Below are 23,035 nucleotides of genomic sequence, written 5' to 3'. Positions count from 1 at the left end.
ACGCCGGAACGGCGACGCGGCACGGGTGGGTCGCAACAAACATGTTCGGCATCAGGCAAACTCCAGTCCTAGGTGACGGCGCCGGCCGTCTTGAGCTCGATGATGCGGTCCCAATCGAGTCCGAGTTCCATCAGAATTTCGTCGGTCTGCTCAGCGAACCCGGGGGCCGGTCCGGTCTGTGGCGCTGCGACGTCGAACTGTACCGGGTTGGCAACCAATTCGAGCTCACCCGCTCGCACCATGTACTCGTTCGAGCGGATCTGCGCGTCGTCGACGGCTTGCAGGGTGTCCTGCACCGGCGCCCACGGCCCGGACAGCGTCGCGAAGCGTTCGCTCCACTCGGCCAGGGTGCGGGTTGCGATGGCCTTGCTCAAAAGCTCCACCGCTTCCGCCGTGTTGGCGGCAATCTCCTCCACCGTGGCGAAGCGCGGATCGTCGGCCAGCTCCGGCAGGTCGACGTGGCGGCACACGTCAGCCCAGAACTTGGTGGGCTGCATCATCACAAAGGAGATGTAGCGGCCGTCGGACGTCGTGTACAGCCCCACCAACGGATTGTTGGGCGCGCCGTGCACGCCGGGCGGGGGCGCTTCGAGCCGCTGCCCCAGATGCTTGGTCAGCGCGACGGTGTGCCCCATCGACCACAGCCCACTGCCCAGCAGTGACACGTCGACGACGGACGGTTCGCCGGTGCGCTCACGTTTGAGCAGCGCGGCCGCGATGCCGCCGGCGAGGTTGGTTCCCGAGATGGTGTCGCCGTAGGCGGGTCCGGGCGGGGCGATCATCCCCGGCATCCCGGCGGGGGTGATGGTCGCCGCGGTTCCCGCCCGGCACCAGAAGGCGGTCATGTCGTAGCCACCCTTCTCCGCCTCGCCGCCGCGCGGGCCGAGTGCGCTGCCGCGGGCGTAGATGATGTTCGGGTTGACCGTACGAATGTCGTCGACGTCGATGCCGAACTTGTTCCGATGAGCGGGAAGGAAGCTGGTCAGGAACACGTCGGAGCGACGGGCCAGCTCGTAGAGCACTTCCTTGCCCTCGGGCACCGACATGTCCAGCCCGATGCTGCGCTTGCCGCGGTTGGCGTGCTCGATGTTGGGGTTGGGATCGCCTTCGACGCGCAACATCCCGGTCTGGCGCAGCCCGCGCTGCGGGTCGCCGGTCACCGCGTGCTCGACCTTGACCACGTCGGCGCCCCATTCGGCGAGCACCGCGCCCGCCGACGGGACGAACCCGTACATGGCGACTTCCAGCACCCGGATGCCCTCCAGCGGCCTCACGCGCCCGCCCCCTTGGTCGGCACCGCGGGAACGGCGAACGTCTTGCGCTCCAGGAACTCCTCCAACCCGGCCACCCCCATCTCGCGGCCGACGCCCGACTGCTTGAAGCCCCCGAACGGGCTGTCGGCGCCGAAATAGTTGCCGCCGTTGATCGAAAACGATCCGGCCCGGATCCGGCGCGCCACGGCCAGCGCCCGGTCCTGGTCGCGGCTGAACACCGCGCCCGCCAGGCCGTAGATCGAGTTGTTCGCGATGCGCACCGCATCGTCGTCATCGTCGAACGCGATCACCGCGAGCACCGGCCCGAAGACCTCGTCCTGGGCGATCTCGCTGTCGGGATCGACGTTGGTGAGCAGCGTCGGCGCATAGAAATGGCCGGGATCGAGCCGCTTGCCGCCCGTGACCAGGGTTGCCCCGGCGGCGACGGCGCGCTGGACCATGCCGTCGACCTTGTCCCGCTGCCGTTCGTTGATCAGCGGGCCCATGTAGGTCTTGGGGTCGGCCGGGTCGCCGTGGCTCACCTTGGCGAAGTTCTGCGCGATGAGGTCGACGATTTCGTCGTGGTGCGATCGGGGCACCAGGAGCCGCGACGTGAGCGCGCACCCCTGGCCGGCGTGGGTCACCATGCTGAAGGCTGCGAACAGCGCCGCGTTGGCGAAGTCGGCGTCGTCGAGCATGATCGCCGCCGACTTGCCGCCCAGCTCCAAAAAGACGCGCTTGACGGTCTGGCTGGCGGCGGCCATGATCTTGCGCCCGACCTCGGTCGATCCGGTGAAGGTGATGACGTCGACGTCCGGGCTGGTGGTCAGCGCGACCCCGGACACGGGATCCGACGAACTGAGCACGTTGACCACGCCGGCGGGAATGTCGGTGTGGTTGGCGATCAGCTCGCCGAGCGCCAAGGTGACCAGCGGCGTGTCCGGGGCGCCCTTGAGCACGACCGTGCATCCCGCGGCAAGCGCCGGCGCCAGCTTGGCGAGCGCGAGCTGGTTCGGATAGTTGTAGGCGATGATGGCGCCGACCACCCCGGCGGCTTCCTTTTCCACCCAGCGGTGGTGCAGCATGCCCCGCGATTCCCGTTCCCCGAGGTCCTCGGAGAACTGATAGGTGCGCAGCAGGTCCGCGTAGAAGCGCACGATGCCGATCGGCTCGTCGAGCTGCGCGCCCTGGGTCAGCGCGCGGGTGGCGCCGACCTCGGCGATGGTGAGCTCACGCAACTCGTCGGCGTGCTCGACGAGCGCCCGGTGCAGCTGGTCGAGGCAGCGAATGCGCAACTCGACATCGGTGGGCCAGTCGGTGCTGTCGAACGCGCGACGCGCCGCCGCGATCGCCGCTTCGGCCTCCTCGGCGCCGGCGTCCGGCGCGTGCCCGATGACAGCGCCCGTCGCGGGATTGATCGAAGCGAACGTCTTGCCGGCGGCGACGAGGCGGCCGTCGATCAACAGGCGGCGGTCTGCGCCTGACCCCGGGCCCGGCTCAGGCGCGGCTTCCGCGATGGTCGCTGTGGACCCAACGGCGGGTTCTGCCGTGTCCTGGGCAGGCATGCCGGTACCCCCTGGTGTGGTGACGATCACGATAATTTCATTCTCTTCCCCGGCGAATCTTACATTCGAGTTTCGATAATTCAAGAAAGTCTCAGGAATGAGATCGAGGTGCTGACCAGCGGCGCAAACGGCCAGAAGTTGCCCCCGAGGCCCTCTCGACGCAGGCCGAACGCGGTTTCGCGGGCGTGTTGCACGCCACTCCGCGTGGAGAGTAGGGTTCTCATAATTGTAAGGGAGATTCTTTGTGGCTGAAATGGCCCCCGTCGGAGTAGAGGCCTCAAGATGAAGACTGCGGTGGTCACCGGTGGCGGATCCGGCATCGGCCTTGCCGTCGTGCAGCGCCTACGCGCCGACGGCTTGAACGTCGCCACCATCGACCTGCGGCCGTCGGACGCCGAATTCACCTTCACCGCCGACGTGACCGACCGGTCGCAAGTGGACGCCGCGCTCTCGGCGATCCGCGCCCAACTCGGCCCGGTGACGGTGCTGGTCAACGCCGCCGGGCTGGACGGCTTCAAGAAGTTCCACAACATCACCTTCGAGGACTGGCGGCGGGTGATCGACGTCAACCTCAACGGCGTCTTCCACACCGTCCAGGCGGTGCTGCCCGACATGGTCGAGGCCGGCTGGGGACGCATCGTCAATATCTCTTCGTCGAGCACACATTCCGGCGCGCCCTACATGAGTCACTACGTGGCGGCCAAGTCGGCGGTCAACGGCCTCACGAAATCGCTGGCACTCGAATACGGGCCCAAGGGCATCACGGTCAACGCCGTGCCGCCCGGCTTCATCGACACCCCGATGCTGCGCGCCGCCGAGAAGAACGGCTTCCTCGGCGACATCGAAGAGACCATCGCCCGCACCCCGGTCCGTCGCATCGGCACACCCGAGGACATCGCCGCGGCGTGCGCGTTTCTGGTGTCCGAGGAAGCCGGCTACATCACCGGTCAGATCTTGGGCGTCAACGGCGGTCGCAACACCTGAGCGGTGGCGATTCGTCGACGGTGCCCGGCAACCAGCATCAGGTGAGAGGAGACAGCCGTGAAGGTTTGGGTGGATTCGCAGCGATGCCAGGGCCATACCCTGTGCGCGATGATCGCTCCGGATTCGTTTCAGCTCAGCGACATCGACGGCAGCTCGTCGGCGATCGACGAAGTGGTGCCCGCCGATCGGGAGGACCAGGTTCGTGAGGCGGCGCAGTCCTGTCCGGAGCAGGCCATCATGATCACCGAAGACTGAACCGGCACCGAAGTCGTAGAAGCGAAACACTGAGGGAGACAGAGCGTTGAGTGTCGACGACGTCGTCAATGACGGTGACCGGAAGAAGAACCGATACCACTTCGATCGGCATTCTTCCGAGTATCGGTCGCAGTTCAAGGCCATCACCGAAGAGATGCACGCCAAGTGCCCCATGGCCTGGACGGATACCTACGGCGGCCACTGGGTGGCGGCCGGCAGCCACGAGGTCTTCGAGCTGGCGCGCTGCCCGGCGGTCTCCAACGACCACGACATCCACGGCGAACGCCGTGGCTATAAAGGCATTTCGATCCCCACGGCCAGCCGCGTCAGCGCCGTCCGCGGCGGCATCCTGGAGATGGACGACCCCGAGCACCGCACCTACCGGACCGTGCTCAACCCTTATCTGTCCCCGGCCGCGATCAAGCGCTGGGAGCCGTTCATCGACGACGTGACGCGCGCCTGCCTCGACGAGAAGATCGAGGGCGGCAGCATCGACTTCGTCGACGACCTCGCCAACATCGTGCCCGCCGTCTTCACCCTGGCCATGCTCGGCATCCCGCTGAAGAAGTGGAACATGTACAGCGAGCCGGTGCATGCCGCGGTCTACACACCCGAGCACTCCCCCGACATCGAGCGGGTCACCGCGATGCACCGGGAAATGGGACTCGACATGGTCAACAACATGATCGAGATCCGCGCCAATCCGCGGCCAGGAATCGTGAACGGTCTGCTCCAGATGCGCATCGACGGCGAGCCCGCCCCGGAACTGGAGATCCTCGGCAACCTCGGGTTGGTCATCGGCGGTGGCTTCGACACCACGACCGCACTCACCGCGCACTCGCTGGAGTGGCTTTCGGAGCACCCGGAGCAACGGCAGCTGCTCAGCGACGAGCGCAAGACCCTGCTCGACCCGGCGACCGAAGAGTTCCTGCGCTACTTCACCCCGGCACCCGGGGACGGCAGGACCTTCGCCGAAGACACCGAACTCGACGGCACCCGGTTCAAAGAGGGCGAGCGGCTGTGGATTTCGTGGGCGATGGCCAACCGAGACCCCGCGGTGTTCCACGACCCGGACGAGATCATCCTCGACCGTAAGGGTAACCGGCACTTCAGCTTTGGGCTCGGGGTCCACCGATGCATCGGGTCGAATGTGGCACGCACGGTGTTCAAATCCATGCTGACCGCGGTTCTCGACCGGATGCCCGACTACAAGTGCGATCCCGAGGGGACCGTCCATTACGAGACTATCGGTGTCATCCAGGGCATGCGTAAGCTGCCGGCGACCTTCACGCCCGGCCGCAGGATCGGAGCCGGCCTGGACGAGACGCTCGAAAAGCTCCAACGCATTTGCGACGAACAAGAGCTCGCCCGGCCGATCACCGAACGCAAGGAAGCCGCGGTCATCGACTAGGTAGGCCTGGACGGACCAATCGTTGACGGCCGCAATTTTTCCGAGTAGGCCTGTTCAGCGTGACCGCCCCCTATATTTGGGCGCAAGCGCGTGTGCAGAGATGGGAGACGCAACGGTGAAGCGATTCGCAGTGAGCCTTGCGGTTGCCATGGCCGCGCTGACCATCGCGCCGACCGCCCACGCGGACATGCTGTATTCCAACTACAGTGTGAACTCGGACCGGGATCCCGGCCATTTCTGGGTTTGGTCGATCAACCCGTGCTTCCCTAATCAGCCGGGATGCCTGCAGATCTACGCGACTCCGCAGCCCAACGGGCAGGCGACGGTCTACCGGGGAGAGGCCCGCCTGTCCAACGGCCGCTACACCATGGCCGTCGACGTGCCCGATGGTGTGCGCTGCGTGGTCCAGTTCTTTCCCTCGCATGATGTTTACTCGTGGGATGCGGTGACGCTGGCGGGTCAGGTCGACTCGACGTTCGACACCGGTTGCGGTGGCGGACCGGGGGGCACCAACAGTTGGCCGTTCACGCTCGTGCGATTCTAGCCGCGTGAGAGGTACAGGAGTCGGTAAGCACGATGGCTGAGGCCAAAGAACCGCCGCGCGATTCGGCCACGTCGAAAGCCGATGCCAGGGCATTGCTCGAGGAAGCCGAGGCCGAAGCAGCCGAAGCCGAAGCGCTTGCCGCAGCGGCGCGCGCCCGCGCCCGCGCCGCCAGGCTCCGGCGCGAAGCGCTGGACGAAGCCCGAAAAGAGGCCGAGGCAAAGGCCGCCGAGGACAAGGCCGCCGAGGAGAAGGCCGCCGAGGAAGCAACCGACACCGACGGGCCGAAGGCCGACGACGACGTCGCCGACACCGACGAGGCAACCGACGCCGACGAGGCGGAGACCGAAAAAGAAGAAGTTTCCGACGAAACCCCCGAAGACGCGGAGCCGGAAACCGAGCCGGCCCGCAGCCGGCGGCGCTTGCGAATGCCGCCGCTGTCCGTGACGTGGAAAGTGGCCGTCATCCTGCTCATCTGCGCCTTCGTCGCGGCCAGCGGATACATGATGTGGAACCGCCATGAAGTCAACGAGCGCAGCCAGCGGATCGCGAACTTCGTCGCGGGAGCCAGACAAGGTGTCGTCAACTTGACTTCCATGGACTGCAATAAGGCCAAGGAGGACGTCCAGCGGGTGATCGACAGCTCGACCGGCCAGTTCCACGACGACTTCCAGGCCCGCGCAAAAGATTTCACGACCGTCGTCGAGCAGTCCAAGGTGGTGACCAAAGGAACCGTGAACGCGGCGGCCGTGCAATCCATCAACGGCGATTTCGCGTTGGTTCTCGTCGCCGCGACGTCGCGCATCACCAACGCCGCGGGCGCCAAAGACGAACCGCGCAATTGGCGGCTCAAGGTGACCGTCAAAAATGACGGCGGGCAATACAAGATGTCCAACGTGGAGTTCATCCCATGAGTGAGGACGAGCCCAGCATCGACACCGCCGACGAGTCTGCCGACCGAACCGAGGGCGGCGAAACAAGTGCCCCACCGGCGCGGCGCAGGGTGAAAGTCGTTCCCGCGATTCTGATTGCGCTGCTGCTGCTTTCCGGTGGTGGGGCGACGTGGCTGTACTTCAAGCAGTACCGGCCCGATAAGCAGACAGACGCCAGCGTCGCGACCGCGGTCGTCAATGCCGCCTCCGACGGAACGGTCGCGCTGCTCTCCTACTCGCCCGACTCTCTCGACAAAGATTTCGCCACCGCCAAGTCGCACCTGTCCGGCGACTTCTTGTCGTACTACAACCAGTTCACCGAGCAGATCGTGGCTCCGGCGGCCAAACAGAAGTCACTGAAGACCACCGCTCGAGTGTTGGGGGCCGCGGTCCAGGAGTTGCATCCGAATTCGGCAGTCGTGCTGGTGCTGGTCGATCAGAGCACCACGAGCAAGGACAACCCAGACCCAGCGATGGCGTCGAGCAGCGTGCTGGTGAGCCTCACCCGGGTCAACGGCAAGTGGCTGATCACCAAATTCGACCCTGTCTAAAAACACGTTAGGTGTCGCCGGGTCGCATCGTCATCGTGAACCATCCCGAGTTTCATGCACCCTCGGGGTTCTGTGAGCCGGCCGATTGGTCGGTCACGAGTTGGGAATAGTAGCGGGTCTCGGCTTCGGCGGGTGGGATGCGTCCGAGGCGGTGCATGAGGCGCTGCTGGTTGTACCAGGCGACGTAGTCGGCGGTGATGTACTCGACGTCGCCCACGGTGTTGAGCTTGCCGCGGCGGAACGGGGAGTCGGCTCGGACGCACTCGTTTTTGTAGAGCCCGATCGTGGTCTCGGCCAACGCGTTATCGTAGGCGTCACCGACACTACCGACCGACGGTCGGATCCCCGAAAGACTCAGTGTCTCACCGAATCTCACGCTCGTATATTGCGACCCGGCATCGCTGTGGTGGATCGCACCGTCGATCGGATGCCCCTGGCGGCGGCGTAGTGCGGCGGCCTGACGGATGGCTGATTCGACGAAGCGGGTGTGCTTGGAGGCCGACGCCTCCCACCCCAAGATGGCTCCGGCATAAGCGTCGATGACAAACGCGACATAGACGAAGATCCCGGTCACCAACTTCACGTAGGTGAAGTCAGCCACGAGCAGCAGGTTGGGAGCGGGCACGGCGAACTGGCGGTCCACCAGATCCGGTGGCCGCACCGCGGCCGGGTCCGGGATCGTGGTGCGCACCTTCTTGCAGCGTCGCACGCCCTGCCAGCCGTTTTTACGCATCAGCCGTTCCACCGTGGACTTGGCCACCGGGATGCCCTCGCGCTGCAGATGGGCCCACATCTTCAGCGACCCGTACAGCGACTCCGGTTTGCGGCGGCCCTGCTCGTCGGGCTCGTAGCAGCCGGCCAGGATCTGCGTGATCGTGGCATCCCACAGGGCCCGTTTCGAGGGCGCCCGCGTAGCCCAGGCGTGAAACGTTCTCGGGGCGATCGGCATCCCGTGCTCGGAGAGCACGCGGCAGATCGGAGCGACCCCGAAACGGTCCCTGTTCTCGGCGATGAACTCGCAGACCGTGGCTGTCAGCGGCGGTTGCGCGGGTCGCTCTCCCGCACGAAGAAACTCGTTGCCGCTTTGAGGATTTCGATGGTCTGCTCCAGCTCGGCGTTACGGCGCTTGAGCGCGCGGATCTGCGCCGCAGCGTCACTGGACACACCGTCGCGCTCACCCTCGTCGACCTGATGCCGACGGATCCAACTTCGCAGCGTCTCGGCGGTCATCCCCAGCCGCTGAGACACCGCAGTGATCGCCGCCCACTCGCTTGGATAGTCATCACGATGATCCAGCACCAAACGCACAGCCCTGGCCCGGGTCTCCGGGTCGTACTTGCTCGCCACGACATGCACCTTCCCAAGAAGAGAGGTGCGCATCAAACGCGGGACGGTTCATCGAGTGTGAATCCGCGGCTTTGACTGTGCGCTGAGGGCGACGACACGCCGCTTGGGCTCAAGGGGTGATTGCAACACTTCGTAGTTAGGGGTGTTGATGACGGGTCAGCCTCAGTTGTTGTCGGTGCAGCGCCGGTATTGGGAGTTGATCGCGTCCGGGGTGTCCTCGGAGGATGCCGGGGTTGCGGTCGGCGTGTCGGCAACGTGCGGCGGCAAGTGGTTTCGCAGGTTTGGTGGTGTGAATCCGCGATGGTTAGCCCCTCAGGGGCAGAAACGGCCGCGGTTGTCGGCTGATGAGCGTGAACAGATCATGATCGGCACCGCTCAGGGCGAATCGATTCGCTCGATGGCAGCCCGGTTGGGCCGGGCCCCGTCGACAGTCATGCGCGAGATCGCCAACAACGGCGTGATGCGGGGGTATGTGGGCCGTTATCGTTCTCGTTACCGCTTCGGAGCCCGCCGAGCGGGCGTGGATGCGAAATCGGGCTATTCGGCGCGGATTGCTCAGCTTCGCAGCGAGCAGCGAGCGCGCCGGCCCAAGATCGGCAAGCTGGGTCGCTGCCCTGCGTTGCGTGATCAGGTGCAAGCGTGGTTGGTCAAGAAGTACAGCCCGGAGCAGATTGCCGGGATGTTGGCCACGACGTATTCCGACCGCCCGGAGATGCAGGTGTCCCACGAAACCATCTACAAGGCGCTCTACGTGCAAGGACGCGGGGAGCTACGCCGCGAGCTGACTAAGTGTTTGCGGACCGGGCGGGCATTGCGCAAGCCACGGGCCAGAGTCGGCGCCCGTAGCGGCTGCGGCCGAATTCCGGGCATGGTCAACATCAGTGAGCGGCCCGCTGAGGCCGCTGACCGCGCGGTGCCCGGGCACTGGGAGGGTGACTTAATCCTGGGCAAAAATCAGCACTCTCAGATCGGCACCCTGGTCGAACGTTCCACCGGGTTCGTGCAACTGCTGCACCTGCCCGCCCGTCGCGACCCTGAGACGGTGGCTGATGCGATGATCGCCACCATCAAAACCCTGCCCCAGGCATTGCGGCGCTCGCTGACCTGGGACCAAGGCCACGAAATGTTGCGCCATGCCCGCATCAGTATCGATGCCGGTATCGACATCTACTTTTGCGATCCACACTCACCCTGGCAGCGCGGCAGCAACGAAAACACCAATGGCCTATTGCGCCAATACTTTCCGAAAGGCACCGACTTATCCGTGCACTCGGCCGACTACCTCGCCGAAGTCGCCGCTGAACTCAACGAACGCCCACGCAAACGCTTCGGCTGGGACAGCCCCGCCCAAGTCCTCAACCGGCTACTGTCAAACCCGCCACAAACCACTGTTGCAACCAAACCTTGAAACCACCCCGGGTGGCTGCCACCGTGGCTTCACGCTCAAAGCCGTGGCTTCACGCTGCGCGGCGGCCCGTCGCCATGCTGAGCACATGGCCTTCCCCACCGCGTTGCCGTGCTTGCCGGCCAGCTGGCAACTCCGGACGTGGTCCGGATCCCGTTGCCCAGCAAGTTCTCTGGACAGGCGCTTTGACACGCGCTAGGCGCGCGGGAGTCCGAGCACCCGCTGGGCGATGATGTTGCGCTGGATTTCCGACGTGCCGCCGGCGATGGTCCCCGAGAAGCTGCGGGCAAAGCGCTCAAACCAACTGGCGAAGTAGTGGTCGAGATTCATGTGCGCATACGGCCCGGTCTGCCCGGGCTGGACGAGCCCGTCGGCGCCCGCGGAGGTCAGCGCCAGTTCCATCCCGCGCAACTCCGCTTCGGAGCCGAGCAGCTTGAGCACCGAGATCGCGGCCACGTCGTCTTCGCCACGGGCGGTGCGGGCCAGGGCGGCCGAGCCCAGCAGGCGCAGCGCCTGCCGGTCCATGATCGTCGTGGCGTACTGGTCGCGCTCGACATCGGTGGTGGGGTGGAAGTCGTCGATCATGTTCTCGAGACGGTCCGCAAAGCCCAGCCACATCATGGTGCGCTCGTGGCCCAACGAACCGTTGGCCACCATCCATCCCTGGTTGAGTTCACCGACCAGGTTTTCCGCCGGCACCCGCACGTCGGTGAAGAACACCTCGTTGAAGTCCAAATCGTCGATCGAGCAGATCGACGGGAAGGGCCTGCGGACGACGCCGGGGGTGTCGGTGGGAATGACCAGCGCGCTGATTCCCTTGTGCTTCGGCGCATCTGGATCCGTCCGCACGAAGGTCAACAAGAAGTCGGCGTCGTGGGCCCCGGAGGTCCACACCTTCTGCCCGTTGACGACGAAGTGATCGCCATCAAGCACCGCGCGGGTGCGTAGCGACGCCAGGTCAGAACCCGCGCTGGGCTCGCTCATCCCCAGCGACGCGGTCATCTCGGCGCGCAGGACGGGCACGGCCCAGCGTTGTTTCTGCTCATCGCTGCCGAACGACAACAGCGATGCCGCAACGATATTGACGCCCTGCGGGTTGAAGCTGTGATAGATGCGGCGGCGGCTCAGTTCCTCCAGGTAGACGAACTGCTGCAGCACGGTCGCGTTGCGGCCACCGTATTCCGGTGGCTGGCTCGGCAACAACCAGCCGTTGTCGAAGAGGAGCCGTTGCCAACGTCGCGCCCACTGCGGCATATGCGACACCGACCGCGGGCGCTCGCTCGTTTCGCTTGCGGGAGGCAGGTTTTCGTCGAGGAAGGCCGCAAACTCGGACCGGAACGCCTCGACGTCGGGATCAAAAGTCAGCTGCACGATATTCCTCGGCGATCCTCGCCCGATGCTCCGCCGCGCCGCCCAGCATGAGTTCGCCCGCCTTCGCGCGCTTGAGCGCGAACTGCAGGTCGTTCTCCCACGTGAATCCCATCGCGCCGTGCAGCTGCAAGCCGTGACGGAAGACCAGCGACTGGCACTCCCCCGCCGACGCCTTGGCCATCGCGGCCGCCAGCCGGCGGCGCGGATCGTCCGCCGCGATCGTCAATGCCGCGAAGTACGCCAACGCCCTCGCCCGTTGCACCGCGACGTGCATGTCGGCGGCCTTGTGCTGCACGGCCTGGAACGAGCCGATCGGCACACCGAACTGCTGGCGGCTACTCACGTGCTCGAGCACCAGGTCGAGGATGCGTTGGCAGGCGCCGACCATGGTGATTGCCATGCCCGTCAACGCAATATGGTGCGCGCGCTCGTCGTCCACGCTGATACGGGCGGTGTCGGGGACCCGGACCTCGCCGAACGACAGGTCGGCCACGTGCAGGACGGGGTCGAAGACCGCCGTGCGGCGGGCCGACACCTGGCTGGACGGCGCGATGAACACGCCCGCGTCGGTCACCACCGCGAGGCGGTCGACGCGATCGCCGTCGAGCACATGGCGCGCGGTGCCGTCCAACACCCAGCCTTCGGCGTCGCGGTATGCCACCACCCCGCCGTACACGGCCGTGCCCGACTCGTGCGGGTCGAAGCGATCCGCCACCAGCGGCGCGAACTGGCTCATCGTCGCCAGGAACGGTGTGGGATCGGTGGCGCGGCCCAGCTCTTCGAGAACGATGGCGAGCTCGACCGTGCTCTCCGGGTCGTTCAGCTCGGTCCAGCCCTGATCCACATAGGAGTTCCACAGCGGGCTCGGGTCGACGCCTTCTTCGGCCACGCTGCGCACCAGCGAGGGCGGGCACTGCTTGGTGACGGCATCGCGCACCGTGTCCTGCCACAGTCGCTGATCAGCATCGAACTCCAACAGCATCCGCGCCGCCTCTCGTCGTGACTGTCACGGCGAGAATATCATTCTCGGTTCCGGAAGTAATAATCTCTGAATCCGGGCATGGGTTCACCGAACGGTGCGTGACGAGCCGGATCGCTGAGGCCACCTAGTCGCTGGTCAGCAGCCCGTCGGCGGCTCCATCCCAGCGGTCGAGGTTCACGAACTCGGCAAGCGGACGGCGGCGCAGCGGCCCGTGTTTGCCCTTGGGCCATCCGACCACGATGTGCCCGGCGACCATCCAGCCGTCGGGGATACCGACGGCATCGCGCAGCAGCTGCTCACCGCCGTACGAGGCCCAGCTGGTCATGCAGGCGCCGAGCCCCTGTGCACGAGCGGCGAGCAGAAAGTTCTGCATGGCGGGGAAGATCGAACCGCCCAGCAGCAGTTCCGATGCCGTCGGGTAGTGCGCCTGCGCGAACAGCACCGACGTGAATTCACCGGCGCGGTCGTGCAATTCGTAGGTCGCGCGGTAGGTGCGGGCGCGACGGCTGTTGTCGCCGTCGGCGGGCCGGCTCATTCCGTAGACCGGCTCGATCACCTGCAGTGCGTGGGCGGCGGCCTTGGCCACCACGGCGCGCTGCTCGGGCGACCGCAGCACCACGAAACGCCAGCCCTGGGCATTGGCGCCGGAGGGGGCCCATCGCGCCGCCTCGAGGCACCGCGTCAGGGTCGCGTCGTCCACCGGTTGGTCGGTGAAGCGCCGGATCGTTCGGGCGGTCGCCATGACTTCCCAGACGTCGGCGCTTGCTCCGGTCATCGCGTCTCCTCCACGTCGAGGTTCGTTTCGCTCGTATTCTTGTTCACCGCAGGCGAATTGGGACGCGGTGACGTTCCGTGGGGAACGACGAGGTGAGCGGGAAGGTCCATGTGAACCTCGACTGTAGACCTCGCGGTTTTGGCGCGGTGCAAGACTGCGCTCAGGCAGTTCGAGCTCAGCGGCAACCACCGCGGCCGCCGCACCCGGAGTGGAGGAGGAAGACATTGGATCGCGAAACCTATGAGCGGGGGCTGCAAATCCGCTCCGAGGTACTGGGGGCGGACTACGTCGAGCGCGCGCTGGCCGGAGCGGACGACTTCACCGGGCCCCTGCAGGATCTCGTCACCGAGTACTGCTGGGGCGCCGTGTGGGGTCGCGACGAACTGCCGCGCAAGACCCGCAGCATGCTCAACCTCGCGATGATCGCAGTGCTCAATCGGCCCAACGAATTGCGGATGCACGTCAAGGCGGCGCTGACCAACGGTGTCACCCGCGAGGAGATTCGCGAGATCTTTCTGCAGGTGGCCATCTACGGCGGCGTGCCGGCCGCGGTCGACAGCTTTCGCATCGCCCGCGAGGCGTTCGCCGAGCTGGACCGGGACTAGGGGCGCATCATGGAGATCGGCTTCATCGGGTTGGGAAACATGGGCTTTCCCATGGCCTGCCGCCTCATTCAGGAAAAGCACGACGTCGTCGCCTTCGACACGCGCAGCACCGCACTCGCGCGCGTCGTGGCGCTGGGGGCACGCCCGGCGTCGTCACCCCACGAGGTCGCCGATCGCGCCGACACGGTGCTGGCCAGCCTGCCCACACCCGGGGTGTCGCTGGAGGTGGCCACCGGCCCGGCGGGCGTGATCGAGGGCGAACGGATCAAGCGCTACGTCGACTTGTCCACGGTCGGTAGCCAAATGGCGATGCGGATCCACGGCCTGCTCGCCGAACGGAACATCGCGCGGATCGACAGCCCGGTCAGCGGAGGTGTGGGCGGCGCGGAGAAGGGGACGCTGGCGCTCATGGTGTCCGGGCCCGGCGGCGAATTCGAGGCCATCCGAACGGTGCTCGACGCCCTCGGCCGGCCCGTGTATGTCGGGGACACCCCCGGTTCGGCGCAGACGATGAAGCTGGCCAACAACATCCTGGCGGCCAACGTCTTGGCCGCGACGGCCGAAGTGGTCGTCATGGGGGTCAAGGCCGGGCTCGACCCGGGCGTGATGATCGAGGTGCTCAACGCGGGGTCGGGCGCGACGAGCGCGAGCCGCGACAAGTTTCCCCGCGCGATCCTGCCGCGCACCTTCGACTACGGCTTTGCCACCGGCCTGATGGTCAAGGATGTGCATCTTTACCTCGACGAGGCCAAGGCGCTCGGCGTGCCCGCCGAGGTCGCGGAGGCGACCGCCCGGCTGTGGGAGGCCGTCGCCCGCGACGAGGGGCCCGATTCCGATTTCACGACGGTGATCAAACCGCTCGAGAGGGCCGCCGGCGTCACGGTGGGCCCGTCCCCGGCCTAGCTCGCGCGGGGGCCACAGCAAGTTTGTGAGGAGTGCGCGCGGCGCGGGCCACGCGGATCGTATCCCTGGACAACCCGGAGAATGGTATTATCCGTAATGAAGAACGACACTTGCTCAGTAACCCGCAAAATGCCCGCTACCAGCTATAACGACTAAACGGAACGCTTACCGAAAACCTATTGATTGAGCGCTCAGCAAAATGTTAGATTGGCTATTCACATGACCTCGCACGGCTCGTTGTTGGCCGCCGGAGCCGAAGGGTGGCTCTCGTGATCACACACGCTGACGGGACAAGCACACCGCTGATCGACGCGAGCGTGCACATCTTCTTCCCGTCCAACAAGGCGCTGCGGAAGACCCTGCGGGAGCCGTTCAAGAGTCGCGGCTTCCCCGATTACGAGATGGACTGGTACGGCGCCCCCGGCGGGGAGTACGCGCCCAACACCGAGGGGCCGGACCGGCAGTACCCCGGGTCGGATCCGGATTTCGTTGCCGCCGAACTCTTTACGAAGCGCGGGGTCGACGTGGCGGTCCTGCATCCGATGGGCCGTGGCATCATGCCGGACCGGCATCTGGGCAGCGCGCTGCACGCCGCGCACAACGAAATGATGGTGTCGAACTGGCTCGAGTCCAGCGAGTTCGGCGAGCGGTTCCGCGGCACCATCCGGGTGAACCCCGACGACATCCCCGGCGCGTTGCGGGAGATCGAGAGATGGCGTTCCCATCCGCGCGTGGTTCAGATCGGCGTCCCGCTGCAGTCCCGCGAGCTGTATGGCAAACCGCAGTTCTGGCCGATCTGGGAAGCCGCGGTCGACGCCGGCCTGCCCGTCGCCGCGCACATCGAGGTGGGGTCGGGCATCGCGTTTGCGCCGACGCCATCAGGGAACACCCGAACCTACGAGCAGTACGTCAGCTTCATGGCGCTGAACTACCTGTATCACCTGATGAACATGATCGCCGAGGGGGTCTTCGAGCGGTTCGACGGCCTCAAGTTCGTGTGGGGCGACGGCGCCGCCGACTTCGTGACGCCGTTCATCTGGCGGATGGACACCTTCGGCCGGCCGCACCTGGAGCAGACGCCGTGGTCCCCGCGGATCCCCAGCGATTATCTGCCCGGCCACGTGTATTTCGTCCAGGGCAGCCTCGACGGCCCCGGCGACGTCGAGTTCGCCGGCGAATGGTTCGGCTTCACCGGCAAGGACGACATGGTGATGTTCGGCTCCAGCTATCCGCACTGGCAGTGCGGCGATATCACGAAGCTGCCCCGCGCCCTGTCCGCCGAGCAGCGCGAGAAGTTGTGCTGGCGAAACGCCGCGCAGCTCTACGGCATAGACATTCCCGCCGGGGTGGGCGCACAGTAGAAGTGGACGCGGGCGGACCGAGAAAGACGAGGAGTTTCAGATGAGTTTGACCCATTCTCAGGAGCGGCTTCCCGCTGCCGAGCGCATCGCCGTCCGGTGCGTCGACTCGGACGTCCACCCGGCACCCAAGCGCGGAGAGCTCCTCCCGTACATCCCCGAGCCCTGGCGCAGTAAGTACTTCCTCACCCGCAACGTGGGTGAGCAGATCTACTACGACGCCCCGGACTACGCGCACTCGTATGCGATGCGGGTGGACTCCTTCCCCGCCAACGGCGAGTTCCCTTGCAGCGACCCGGACTTGGCGTTTCGCCAGCTGATCATGGAGGCCGGCTCCGACATCGCGATCCTGGAACCGGCGGCGTACCCGGCGCGCATTCCCGAAGCGCAACACGCGATGTCGGCCGCGCTCAACGACTGGCAGGCCAATCACTGGCTGGACAGCCACAACAACTGGCACGAGCGCTGGCGCGGTTCGATCTGCCTGGCCATCGAGGAGCCGGAAGAGTCGGTGCGCGAGATCGAGCGCTGGGCCGGACACCCGTACATGGCGCAGATCCTGATCAAGGCCGAGCCGCGGCCGTCATGGGGCCATCCCAAGTACGACCCGATCTGGGCGGCCGCAACCAAGCACGACATCACGGTGAGTTGTCACCTGTCGCGCAGCCACTTCGACGAGCTGCCGATGCCGCCGGTGGGGTACCCCAGCTACAACCACGATTTCATGGTGACCTACTCGCTCCTGGCCGCCAACCAGGTGATGAGCCTGATCTTCGACGGCGTCTTCGATCGGTTCCCGACGCTGCGGATCGTGTTCGTCGAGCACGCGTTCAGCTGGATCCTGCCGTTGATGTGGCGCATGGATGCGATCTACGACGCCCGCAAGTCGTGGGTGGACATCAAGCGCAAGCCCTCGGAATACGTCAAGGACCACATCAAGTTCACCACCCAACCGCTGGACTACCCCGAGGACAAGACCGAGCTGACCCGCGCGCTGGAGTGGATGGAGTGCGAGAAGATCCTGCTCTTCTCCTCGGACTACCCGCACTGGACGTTCGACGACCCGCGCTGGCTGGTCAAGCACCTGCCCAAGCACGCGCGGGACGCGGTGATGTACAAGAACGGCATCGCGACTTACCACCTGCCCGAGACCGTTCCGGTTCTCGAGGGTCAGACCCGGGTGCTCTGAATTGACGACCCAAGAGGAAGGGGCAACCACCAGGCGCCCCGAGCCCCGTCTCGCCCAGGGCCGCGAACATGTAGTCGCCACCGTGGACGAAATCCCGCCGGGCACACACAAACTGGTGCCGATCGGACGTCATGGTGTCGGTGTCTACAACGTCAACGGCACCTTCTACGCCATCGCGAATTACTGCCCCCACCAAGGCGGGCCGCTGTGTTCGGGACGTGCCCGAGGACGCACGATCGTCGACGAGACCGCGCCCGGTGACTCGGTCATGGTGCGCGACCTGGAATACATCTACTGCCCGTGGCACCAATGGGGTTTCGAGCTGGCGACCGGCACCACCGCGGTCAAGCCGGAGTGGAGCATCCGCACCTATCCGGTGCGCGTCGTCGGCAAAGACGTTTTGGTACAGGCCTAACAACAGGAGAATCGGGTGCCTTCTATCGAGATCAACGGGGGAAATGTCGTCTACGAAATCCTCGGTGACTCGGGCGATCTCATTGCCCTGACGCCGGGCGGCCGGTTCAGCAAGGAGATCCCCGGCCTGCGCCCACTGGCCGACGCGCTGGCCGCGGGCGGCTATCGGGTGCTGCTGTGGGACCGCCCCAACTGCGGCGCCTCGGACGTGCAGTTCTACGGGCAGAGCGAGTCCCATATGCGCGCCGAGACGCTGCACAAGCTGGTGACCGGCCTGGGCTTCGAGCGCTGCATTCTCGCCGGAGGCTCTGGCGGGGCGAGGGATTCGATGCTCACCACGATGCTCTACCCCGAGATGGTCACCAAGCTCGTGGTGTGGAACATCGTCGGCGGCATCTACGGCACCTTCGTGCTCGGTTCCTTCTACATCGTTCCCAGCATCCTCGCGGTGCGCGGCACCGGCATGGACGGCGTGGTGAAGGTGCAGGAATGGCGGGAGCGCATCGAGGAGAACCCGGACAACAAGCAGCGATTCCTCGACGTCGACAAAGACGAATTCCTCAAGGTGATGCTGCGCTGGCTCAACGCGTTCGTTTCCAAGCCGGGGCAGACGATTCCCGGCGTCGAGGATGAGATGTTCGACCGGATCAAGGTCCCCACCTTGATCATTCGCGGCGGCGAGAACGACATGGATCACCCCAAGCGGACGTCGCTGGAGGTCAGTTGCTTGATCAAGGGGTCAAAGCTCATTGATCCGCCCTGGCCCGAGGACGCCTGGGAGCGCGCGTCCGAAGACCGCGCCGCCGGCAGGGTGCAGCATTTCAACATGTTCGACACGTGGGTGCAGGCGGCGCCCGCGATCCTGGAATTCCTGGGCTCGTAATGTCCCTACGTCGTCTTTTGTGGTTCCTACCGGGTGCGAATGTGGACCTCGCAATTGAGCGACGCCTCCAGCGCCGTGTGCACACGGCTTTCCGGAATCCGTTCGAGGTCTTTCTCCCGAAGCGTCACGTGCACGATGTCGAAGCCGTCGTCGCCCGGGGTTCGCTCGATGTCACCGGTCAGCCCGAAGGCGGACAGCACCCCGTGTGCGTCGTCGTTGGTCCCCCGGCTGACGAAGGTGATCACGCCCGGGCGCGGGGTCGTGCCGAAAGCTTTGGCGCACACATTGATTGCGGTGTTCTGCGCGGCGGCGCTGTCTTCGGCCGCGATGAGCAATTCGACCTCGCGGCGGCGCACCGGCATCGTGGCGAGGTCGTTTTTGACCACGTCGGCGCCCACCGCGGTCGCGAGCTCGTGGAGAGCTGCCATGCCGACACGTAGTTGTGCGGGTGTGAGCCCGCTTTCCGGGTCGACGTTGACACGCACCACGGCAGTTCGCATGTGTGCAAGCCTAACTAAGACGATGGCAGGCCAGCTTTGAACACCACCCAGTCCGCAACCACCACCGCCGTCCCCGCCGGGTGCTCGCCGCGGCTGCTGTCCGAGCAGGGCGGCCGGGAAGACCTGGCCGCCTATCGGCAGGCCGGCGGCTATCACCCGCTGACCGACACCGATGCGTTGCTGGGCGAGGTGGAGGCCGGCGGACTGGTGGGCCGGGGCGGCGCGGCGTTCCCGCTTGCGGTGAAACTGCGGACGGTGCGCGAGAACGGGCGCCTGATGGTGGACACCGGGGGCCCCGTCGTGGTCGCGAACGGCGAAGAGGGAGAACCGGCGTCGATCAAGGACCGCTGGCTGCTGCGCAACCGTCCGCACCTGGTCTTGGACGGGCTGCGGTTGGCCGCAACGATTGTTGCCGCCGACCGCGCCTACCTCTATGTGTCGGACGCGGAGTCGGCGCACAGCGTCGAGACCGCGCTGGGCGAACTGGGCCCCGACACGCTCGGCGTGCCGATCACCATGCTGGCCGTGCCGGCCGGCTACGTGGCCGGCGAGGAGACCGCGGCCGTCCGCGCGATCAACGGCGGCCCGGCCAAGCCAACGGACAAGCCGCCCCGCCCATTCGAGGCGGGCGTCGACGACCGGCCGACCTTGGTGAGCAACGTCGAGACCTTGGCCAACCTGCCTTACCTGCAGCGGCATGGCTCGGCGGCGTTCCGCGCGCAGGGCACGCCGCTGTCGCCGGGTACCTTCCTGGCCACCATCACCGGGGCCGGGCGACCGCCGGTCCTCTACGAGCTTCCCCACGGCCTGCCGTTCACCGAATTGCTTGCCCTGCACGGCGTTCCGGCCGACCAAGTGCGCGGCGCATTGATGGGCGGCTACTTCGCCGGCCTGCTCAACCGCTCTGTGCTGGAGACGACGCTGGACCACGAGACGATGCGACGGGTCGGCAGCGGGCTGGGCTGCGGCGCGATCTCGGTCATCACGGACGACTGCCCCGTCGCCGTGGCGGCGTCGGTGCTGGCCTATTTCGACCGCGAGAACGCCGGACAGTGCGGCTCGTGCTTCAACGGGACGGCGGCGATGGCCGCGGCGGCCGGTGCCCTACGTGACGGCGCCGCAACCCCAGAGGACGTCGAGCGGCTGCGACGCTGGTCGGTGGTGCTGCGCGGGCGCGGGGCCTGCGCGACCCTGGATGCCGCCACCAACGTGGCCGCCAGCCTGCTCGATCAGTTCCCGGACGAAGTCGGCGCGCACGTCGATGGCGCGTGCCCGGACTGCGCCCGCGGCGCGTTCCACGCCGAGCGCCCCTACGAGGCGGAAGCTGTGAGGCACGCATGAAAATCCGTCTGGACCGCACCATTTGCGACGGCTTCGGCATCTGCGCCAAACACGCGCCAGGATACTTCTCGCTGGACGACTGGGGGTATGCATCCCTGATCGGCGATGGCACGGTCGCCGAAGCGGACCGCGATGCGGTCATGCGGGCGCTGCTGGACTGCCCCGTGCACGCGATCACCGAAATCGGTCAGCGCACCGCTCGCGCCCCCCAGCCGCCACTCGCCGATGCGGAGGATCCGGCGGAAAACCTCAAAACCGAAGAGAACGAAGCCGAATGGGGATTCACCCGTTGAACTTCTGCGGGCCTGAATTTTAGCGACCATGCAACTCACCTTTGACGCCGACGTTGAAACCTTCCGCGCGGAATTCGTCGCCTTTCTCGACGAACATCTGCCGGTGGAGGCCCAGGCCGCGGAGCGCCCCTCGTCGACCTCGCATGTGCCCGAGTGGTCGCGCCGCTGGCAGCGGCTCCAGTTCGACCACGGGTGGCTGCTGCCCGGAAACCCACCCGAATTCGGCGGCCGCAACGCCAACATCCTGCAGCAGTTCGTGCACCGCGAAGAACTCTCGCGGCGCCGGATCTATCACTGCTTCAACCCCCAAGGCGTCGGCATTATCGCCGCGTCGCTGCTGTCCTTCGGGACCGAGGAGCAAAAGCAGCGCTGGGCCGTCCCGATTCTGCGGGCCGACAAGACCGCCTCACTGGGAATGAGTGAACCCGGCGCCGGCTCCGACCTGGCCGGGTTGCGGACGAAGGCCGAGTTGGTGGGCGATCACTTCGTGGTCAACGGGCAGAAGGTATGGACGTCGGGCGCCCATGACGCCGACGTCATCCTGACCTTCGTTCGCACCGACCCAGATGCGCCGCGGCACAAGGGGATCAGCGCCCTGCTCATCCCCACCGAAACCCCCGGGGTTCAGCGCCGCCCCTTCGCCTCGGTCTATGACCCCGACGAGCTGGACTTCAACGAGGTGTTCTTCAACGACGTCCGGGTGCCCGCGGACAACCTGGTCGGCCCGCTCAACGGCGGATGGCGGGTGGCCAACGGGTCGCTCGGCCACGAACGCACCCTGATGTGGATGGCGTTCGCGAACCGGCTCGAGCAACTGCTCGAGGACTACCGGCCGGCCGACGAGTTGAACGCAGACCACTACGCCACCATTGTGATGGACTACTACGCGCTGCGGCTGCTCGGTTCGGCGGCGCTGGGGCGCGCGGCCCGCGGCGACGTCGACGTCGCCGCCTTGTCGGTGCTGAAGGTCTTCGGTTCGGAGGCCGAGCAGAGCGCGCTGCGGCACGCGCTGGACGCGGCCGGCGCCGACGGGTTGCGCGCCAAGGGGCTGACGGCCCAGTACAACCCTTACGCCCCCGACCTTTTCACCGCCGGCTGGTTCGCCCGCTACATCAGCAGCTACGCGGGCACCATCGCCGGTGGCACGTCGGAGATTCAGCGCAACATCATCGCCCAGCGGGTCCTCGGCCTGCCGGCGCGCTGATCACAACTCCGGACACAGCGACGACAGGAAGTCCTGGGTCCGGCGCCGCGAGTCGGCCCGCTCGCCAACATCCTTGCCCAGCGGCACAATTCGCGCCGCCAGGTCGGTCACGCCCGCGTCACGGTAGCGGGACAACCGGGCGAGGATGGCCCGTTCATCGCCGGCCGCCATGGTGTCGCCGACGTCCTCGGCGTCGCCGTGTTCCAGCAGCCGCACGTAGTTCGGCGAGAAATCCGCGTGTCCGAGCACCTCGCTGGCGTAGGCGCGGGCATCGCCGACCTCGTTGGCCGAGCACAGGGCGACAGGAACACCGGCGACGATTCGTGGCGCCTGCCGCCCGGCCCCGGTCGCCGCCGAGGTGATGCGCGGGACGACGTGGTCCGCGATCGCGCGCTCGTCGGCCATCCACAAGATGGTGCCGCCGGCCCGCTCGCCCGCGAGCCGCAGCATCGCCGGTCCCAGCGCCGACAACAAGATGGGCACGCCGTAGGCGTCCGTGACATCCACCGGCGAATGGACGCAATAGCTTTCGTTGTCGACGTCGACGCTGCCCGGTCCCGCGAAGGACGCGTTCAGCACGTCGAGGTAGTCGCCCATCAGGCGCGCCGGGCGGTCGTAGGCCAGCCCCAGTTGACCGTTGACGATCCAATGATGCGACGGACCGATGCCGAGCGTGAACCGCCCGCCGCACGCGATCTGCGTCGTCAAGGCTTGCTGCGCCATGATCATCGGGTGGCGCGTCTGGATCGGCACGACCGCGGTCCCGATCTCGATGCGATCGGTCGCCTGCCCGATGAGCGTCACGGCGGTCATCGCGTCGAGGTAGCCGGGAACCTGGGGAATCCAGAACGCGGCGAAGCCGGCGCTTTCGGCGCCCGTCCCGTCGTCGATCAGCCCGGCCAGCCGGTCCGCCCGCGCGCGCTCCTTGTCGGAGCCAACCATCAAGCCGATGCGCACGCGACCCTCGACTCTC

General features: G+C 66.4%; 24 protein-coding genes. 16 read left to right on the top strand and 8 right to left on the bottom strand.

Annotated elements, in window-relative coordinates; genetic code table 11:
* Positions 1–68: 68 nt before the first annotated feature.
* Both OCQ_RS04110 and OCQ_RS04105 read right to left on the bottom strand, forming a co-directional pair.
* The gene (locus tag OCQ_RS04110; protein WP_009951816.1) at positions 69–1,274 is read right to left on the bottom strand and encodes a CaiB/BaiF CoA transferase family protein; all 1,206 of its coding nucleotides are present in this window, start codon (positions 1,272–1,274) and stop codon (positions 69–71) included.
* Positions 1,271–2,848, bottom strand: coding sequence for an aldehyde dehydrogenase family protein (locus OCQ_RS04105; protein ID WP_089151357.1), 1,578 nt, complete (start codon positions 2,846–2,848; stop codon positions 1,271–1,273). Before OCQ_RS04105 ends, OCQ_RS04110 begins: the two co-directional genes overlap by 4 nt.
* A gap of 252 nt (positions 2,849–3,100) precedes the next feature.
* Between OCQ_RS04105 and OCQ_RS04100 the strand changes: the two genes are divergently transcribed.
* The 6 genes from OCQ_RS04100 (at position 3,101) to OCQ_RS04075 (ending at position 7,492) form a co-directional block, all read left to right on the top strand.
* On the top strand, positions 3,101–3,802 hold the full coding sequence (locus OCQ_RS04100) for an SDR family NAD(P)-dependent oxidoreductase (RefSeq protein WP_009951813.1): 702 nt from the start codon (positions 3,101–3,103) through the stop codon (positions 3,800–3,802).
* 57 nt (positions 3,803–3,859) lie between these two features.
* Positions 3,860–4,057: a ferredoxin gene (locus OCQ_RS04095; RefSeq protein ID WP_009951811.1), complete on the top strand. Its 198-nt coding sequence runs from the start codon at positions 3,860–3,862 to the stop codon at positions 4,055–4,057.
* 46 nt (positions 4,058–4,103) lie between these two features.
* Positions 4,104–5,468 carry a cytochrome P450 gene (locus OCQ_RS04090; RefSeq protein ID WP_014379197.1) on the top strand — a complete coding sequence of 455 codons (1,365 nt, stop codon included), beginning with the start codon at positions 4,104–4,106 and terminating at the stop codon, positions 5,466–5,468.
* Between the two features lie 100 nt (positions 5,469–5,568).
* Positions 5,569–6,012 (top strand): hypothetical protein, encoded by a 444-nt coding sequence (locus tag OCQ_RS04085; RefSeq protein WP_172417488.1) that lies wholly within the window; start codon positions 5,569–5,571, stop codon positions 6,010–6,012.
* Between the two features lie 32 nt (positions 6,013–6,044).
* Entirely contained in the window at positions 6,045–6,923 is an 879-nt protein-coding gene (locus tag OCQ_RS04080) for a hypothetical protein (RefSeq protein WP_009951806.1), read from the top strand.
* A complete protein-coding gene (locus tag OCQ_RS04075) occupies positions 6,920–7,492 on the top strand; it encodes a hypothetical protein (protein WP_014379195.1) in 573 nt (190 codons plus the stop codon). Before OCQ_RS04080 ends, OCQ_RS04075 begins: the two co-directional genes overlap by 4 nt.
* A gap of 52 nt (positions 7,493–7,544) precedes the next feature.
* On the opposite strand, the gene OCQ_RS04070 is transcribed toward OCQ_RS04075, so the two are convergent.
* Positions 7,545–8,839 (bottom strand): IS3 family transposase gene (locus tag OCQ_RS04070; RefSeq protein WP_139826619.1). Its coding sequence is split into 2 segments (ribosomal slippage): positions 7,545–8,566 and positions 8,566–8,839, totalling 1,296 coding nucleotides; the frame shifts between segments, so codons are not numbered across the junction.
* A gap of 148 nt (positions 8,840–8,987) precedes the next feature.
* Between OCQ_RS04070 and OCQ_RS04060 the strand changes: the two genes are divergently transcribed.
* Positions 8,988–10,247, top strand: a complete 1,260-nt coding sequence (locus OCQ_RS04060; RefSeq protein WP_167324038.1) for an IS30 family transposase — start codon at positions 8,988–8,990, stop codon at positions 10,245–10,247.
* Between the two features lie 192 nt (positions 10,248–10,439).
* On the opposite strand, the gene OCQ_RS04055 is transcribed toward OCQ_RS04060, so the two are convergent.
* The 3 genes from OCQ_RS04055 to OCQ_RS04045 form a co-directional block, all read right to left on the bottom strand.
* On the bottom strand, positions 10,440–11,615 hold the full coding sequence (locus OCQ_RS04055) for an acyl-CoA dehydrogenase family protein (RefSeq protein WP_014383863.1): 1,176 nt from the start codon (positions 11,613–11,615) through the stop codon (positions 10,440–10,442).
* The gene (locus OCQ_RS04050; RefSeq protein ID WP_014383862.1) at positions 11,599–12,597 is read right to left on the bottom strand and encodes an acyl-CoA dehydrogenase family protein; all 999 of its coding nucleotides are present in this window, start codon (positions 12,595–12,597) and stop codon (positions 11,599–11,601) included. The genes OCQ_RS04055 and OCQ_RS04050 overlap by 17 nt, the downstream gene beginning before the upstream one ends.
* Before the next feature lie 124 nt (positions 12,598–12,721).
* Entirely contained in the window at positions 12,722–13,372 is a 651-nt protein-coding gene (locus tag OCQ_RS04045) for a nitroreductase family protein (protein ID WP_014383861.1), read from the bottom strand.
* Between the two features lie 224 nt (positions 13,373–13,596).
* Between OCQ_RS04045 and OCQ_RS04040 the strand changes: the two genes are divergently transcribed.
* The 6 genes from OCQ_RS04040 (at position 13,597) to OCQ_RS04015 (ending at position 18,724) form a co-directional block, all read left to right on the top strand.
* Positions 13,597–13,977 carry a carboxymuconolactone decarboxylase family protein gene (locus OCQ_RS04040; RefSeq protein WP_009952143.1) on the top strand — a complete coding sequence of 127 codons (381 nt, stop codon included), beginning with the start codon at positions 13,597–13,599 and terminating at the stop codon, positions 13,975–13,977.
* A 9-nt stretch (positions 13,978–13,986) separates the two neighbouring features.
* The gene (locus tag OCQ_RS04035) at positions 13,987–14,880 is read left to right on the top strand and encodes an NAD(P)-dependent oxidoreductase (protein ID WP_014383860.1); all 894 of its coding nucleotides are present in this window, start codon (positions 13,987–13,989) and stop codon (positions 14,878–14,880) included.
* Between the two features lie 269 nt (positions 14,881–15,149).
* Complete coding sequence (locus OCQ_RS04030; protein ID WP_014379185.1) at positions 15,150–16,241, top strand: amidohydrolase family protein; 1,092 nt, start codon at positions 15,150–15,152, stop codon at positions 16,239–16,241.
* Positions 16,242–16,281: 40 nt separating this feature from the next.
* Positions 16,282–17,427: an amidohydrolase family protein gene (locus OCQ_RS04025; protein WP_009952148.1), complete on the top strand. Its 1,146-nt coding sequence runs from the start codon at positions 16,282–16,284 to the stop codon at positions 17,425–17,427.
* Between the two features lies 1 nt (position 17,428).
* Positions 17,429–17,842 carry a Rieske (2Fe-2S) protein gene (locus tag OCQ_RS04020; RefSeq protein WP_026071476.1) on the top strand — a complete coding sequence of 138 codons (414 nt, stop codon included), beginning with the start codon at positions 17,429–17,431 and terminating at the stop codon, positions 17,840–17,842.
* A gap of 15 nt (positions 17,843–17,857) precedes the next feature.
* Complete coding sequence (locus OCQ_RS04015; RefSeq protein ID WP_014383859.1) at positions 17,858–18,724, top strand: alpha/beta fold hydrolase; 867 nt, start codon at positions 17,858–17,860, stop codon at positions 18,722–18,724.
* A gap of 26 nt (positions 18,725–18,750) precedes the next feature.
* On the opposite strand, the gene OCQ_RS04010 is transcribed toward OCQ_RS04015, so the two are convergent.
* On the bottom strand, positions 18,751–19,224 hold the full coding sequence (locus OCQ_RS04010) for a hypothetical protein (protein ID WP_009952151.1): 474 nt from the start codon (positions 19,222–19,224) through the stop codon (positions 18,751–18,753).
* A gap of 36 nt (positions 19,225–19,260) precedes the next feature.
* Between OCQ_RS04010 and OCQ_RS04005 the strand changes: the two genes are divergently transcribed.
* The 3 genes from OCQ_RS04005 to OCQ_RS03995 are packed head-to-tail and all read left to right on the top strand — an operon-like array spanning position 19,261 to position 22,062.
* Positions 19,261–20,565, top strand: coding sequence for an NADH-ubiquinone oxidoreductase-F iron-sulfur binding region domain-containing protein (locus OCQ_RS04005; RefSeq protein WP_014383858.1), 1,305 nt, complete (start codon positions 19,261–19,263; stop codon positions 20,563–20,565).
* Positions 20,562–20,858 carry a ferredoxin gene (locus OCQ_RS04000; RefSeq protein ID WP_008253702.1) on the top strand — a complete coding sequence of 99 codons (297 nt, stop codon included), beginning with the start codon at positions 20,562–20,564 and terminating at the stop codon, positions 20,856–20,858. Before OCQ_RS04005 ends, OCQ_RS04000 begins: the two co-directional genes overlap by 4 nt.
* Before the next feature lie 28 nt (positions 20,859–20,886).
* On the top strand, positions 20,887–22,062 hold the full coding sequence (locus OCQ_RS03995; protein ID WP_014383857.1) for an acyl-CoA dehydrogenase family protein: 1,176 nt from the start codon (positions 20,887–20,889) through the stop codon (positions 22,060–22,062).
* Here the strand turns inward: OCQ_RS03995 and OCQ_RS03990 are convergent, their stop codons facing one another.
* Positions 22,063–23,019, bottom strand: coding sequence for an LLM class F420-dependent oxidoreductase (locus OCQ_RS03990; protein ID WP_009952155.1), 957 nt, complete (start codon positions 23,017–23,019; stop codon positions 22,063–22,065). It abuts the gene before it with no gap.
* Positions 23,020–23,035 lie beyond the last annotated feature (16 nt).

The organism is Mycobacterium paraintracellulare (assembly GCF_000276825.1).
In the GTDB taxonomy this organism is placed as follows: domain Bacteria; phylum Actinomycetota; class Actinomycetes; order Mycobacteriales; family Mycobacteriaceae; genus Mycobacterium; species Mycobacterium intracellulare.
The sequence above is the reverse complement of the archived record's forward strand: the minus strand, read 5'-3'. Positions and strand labels throughout refer to the sequence as shown.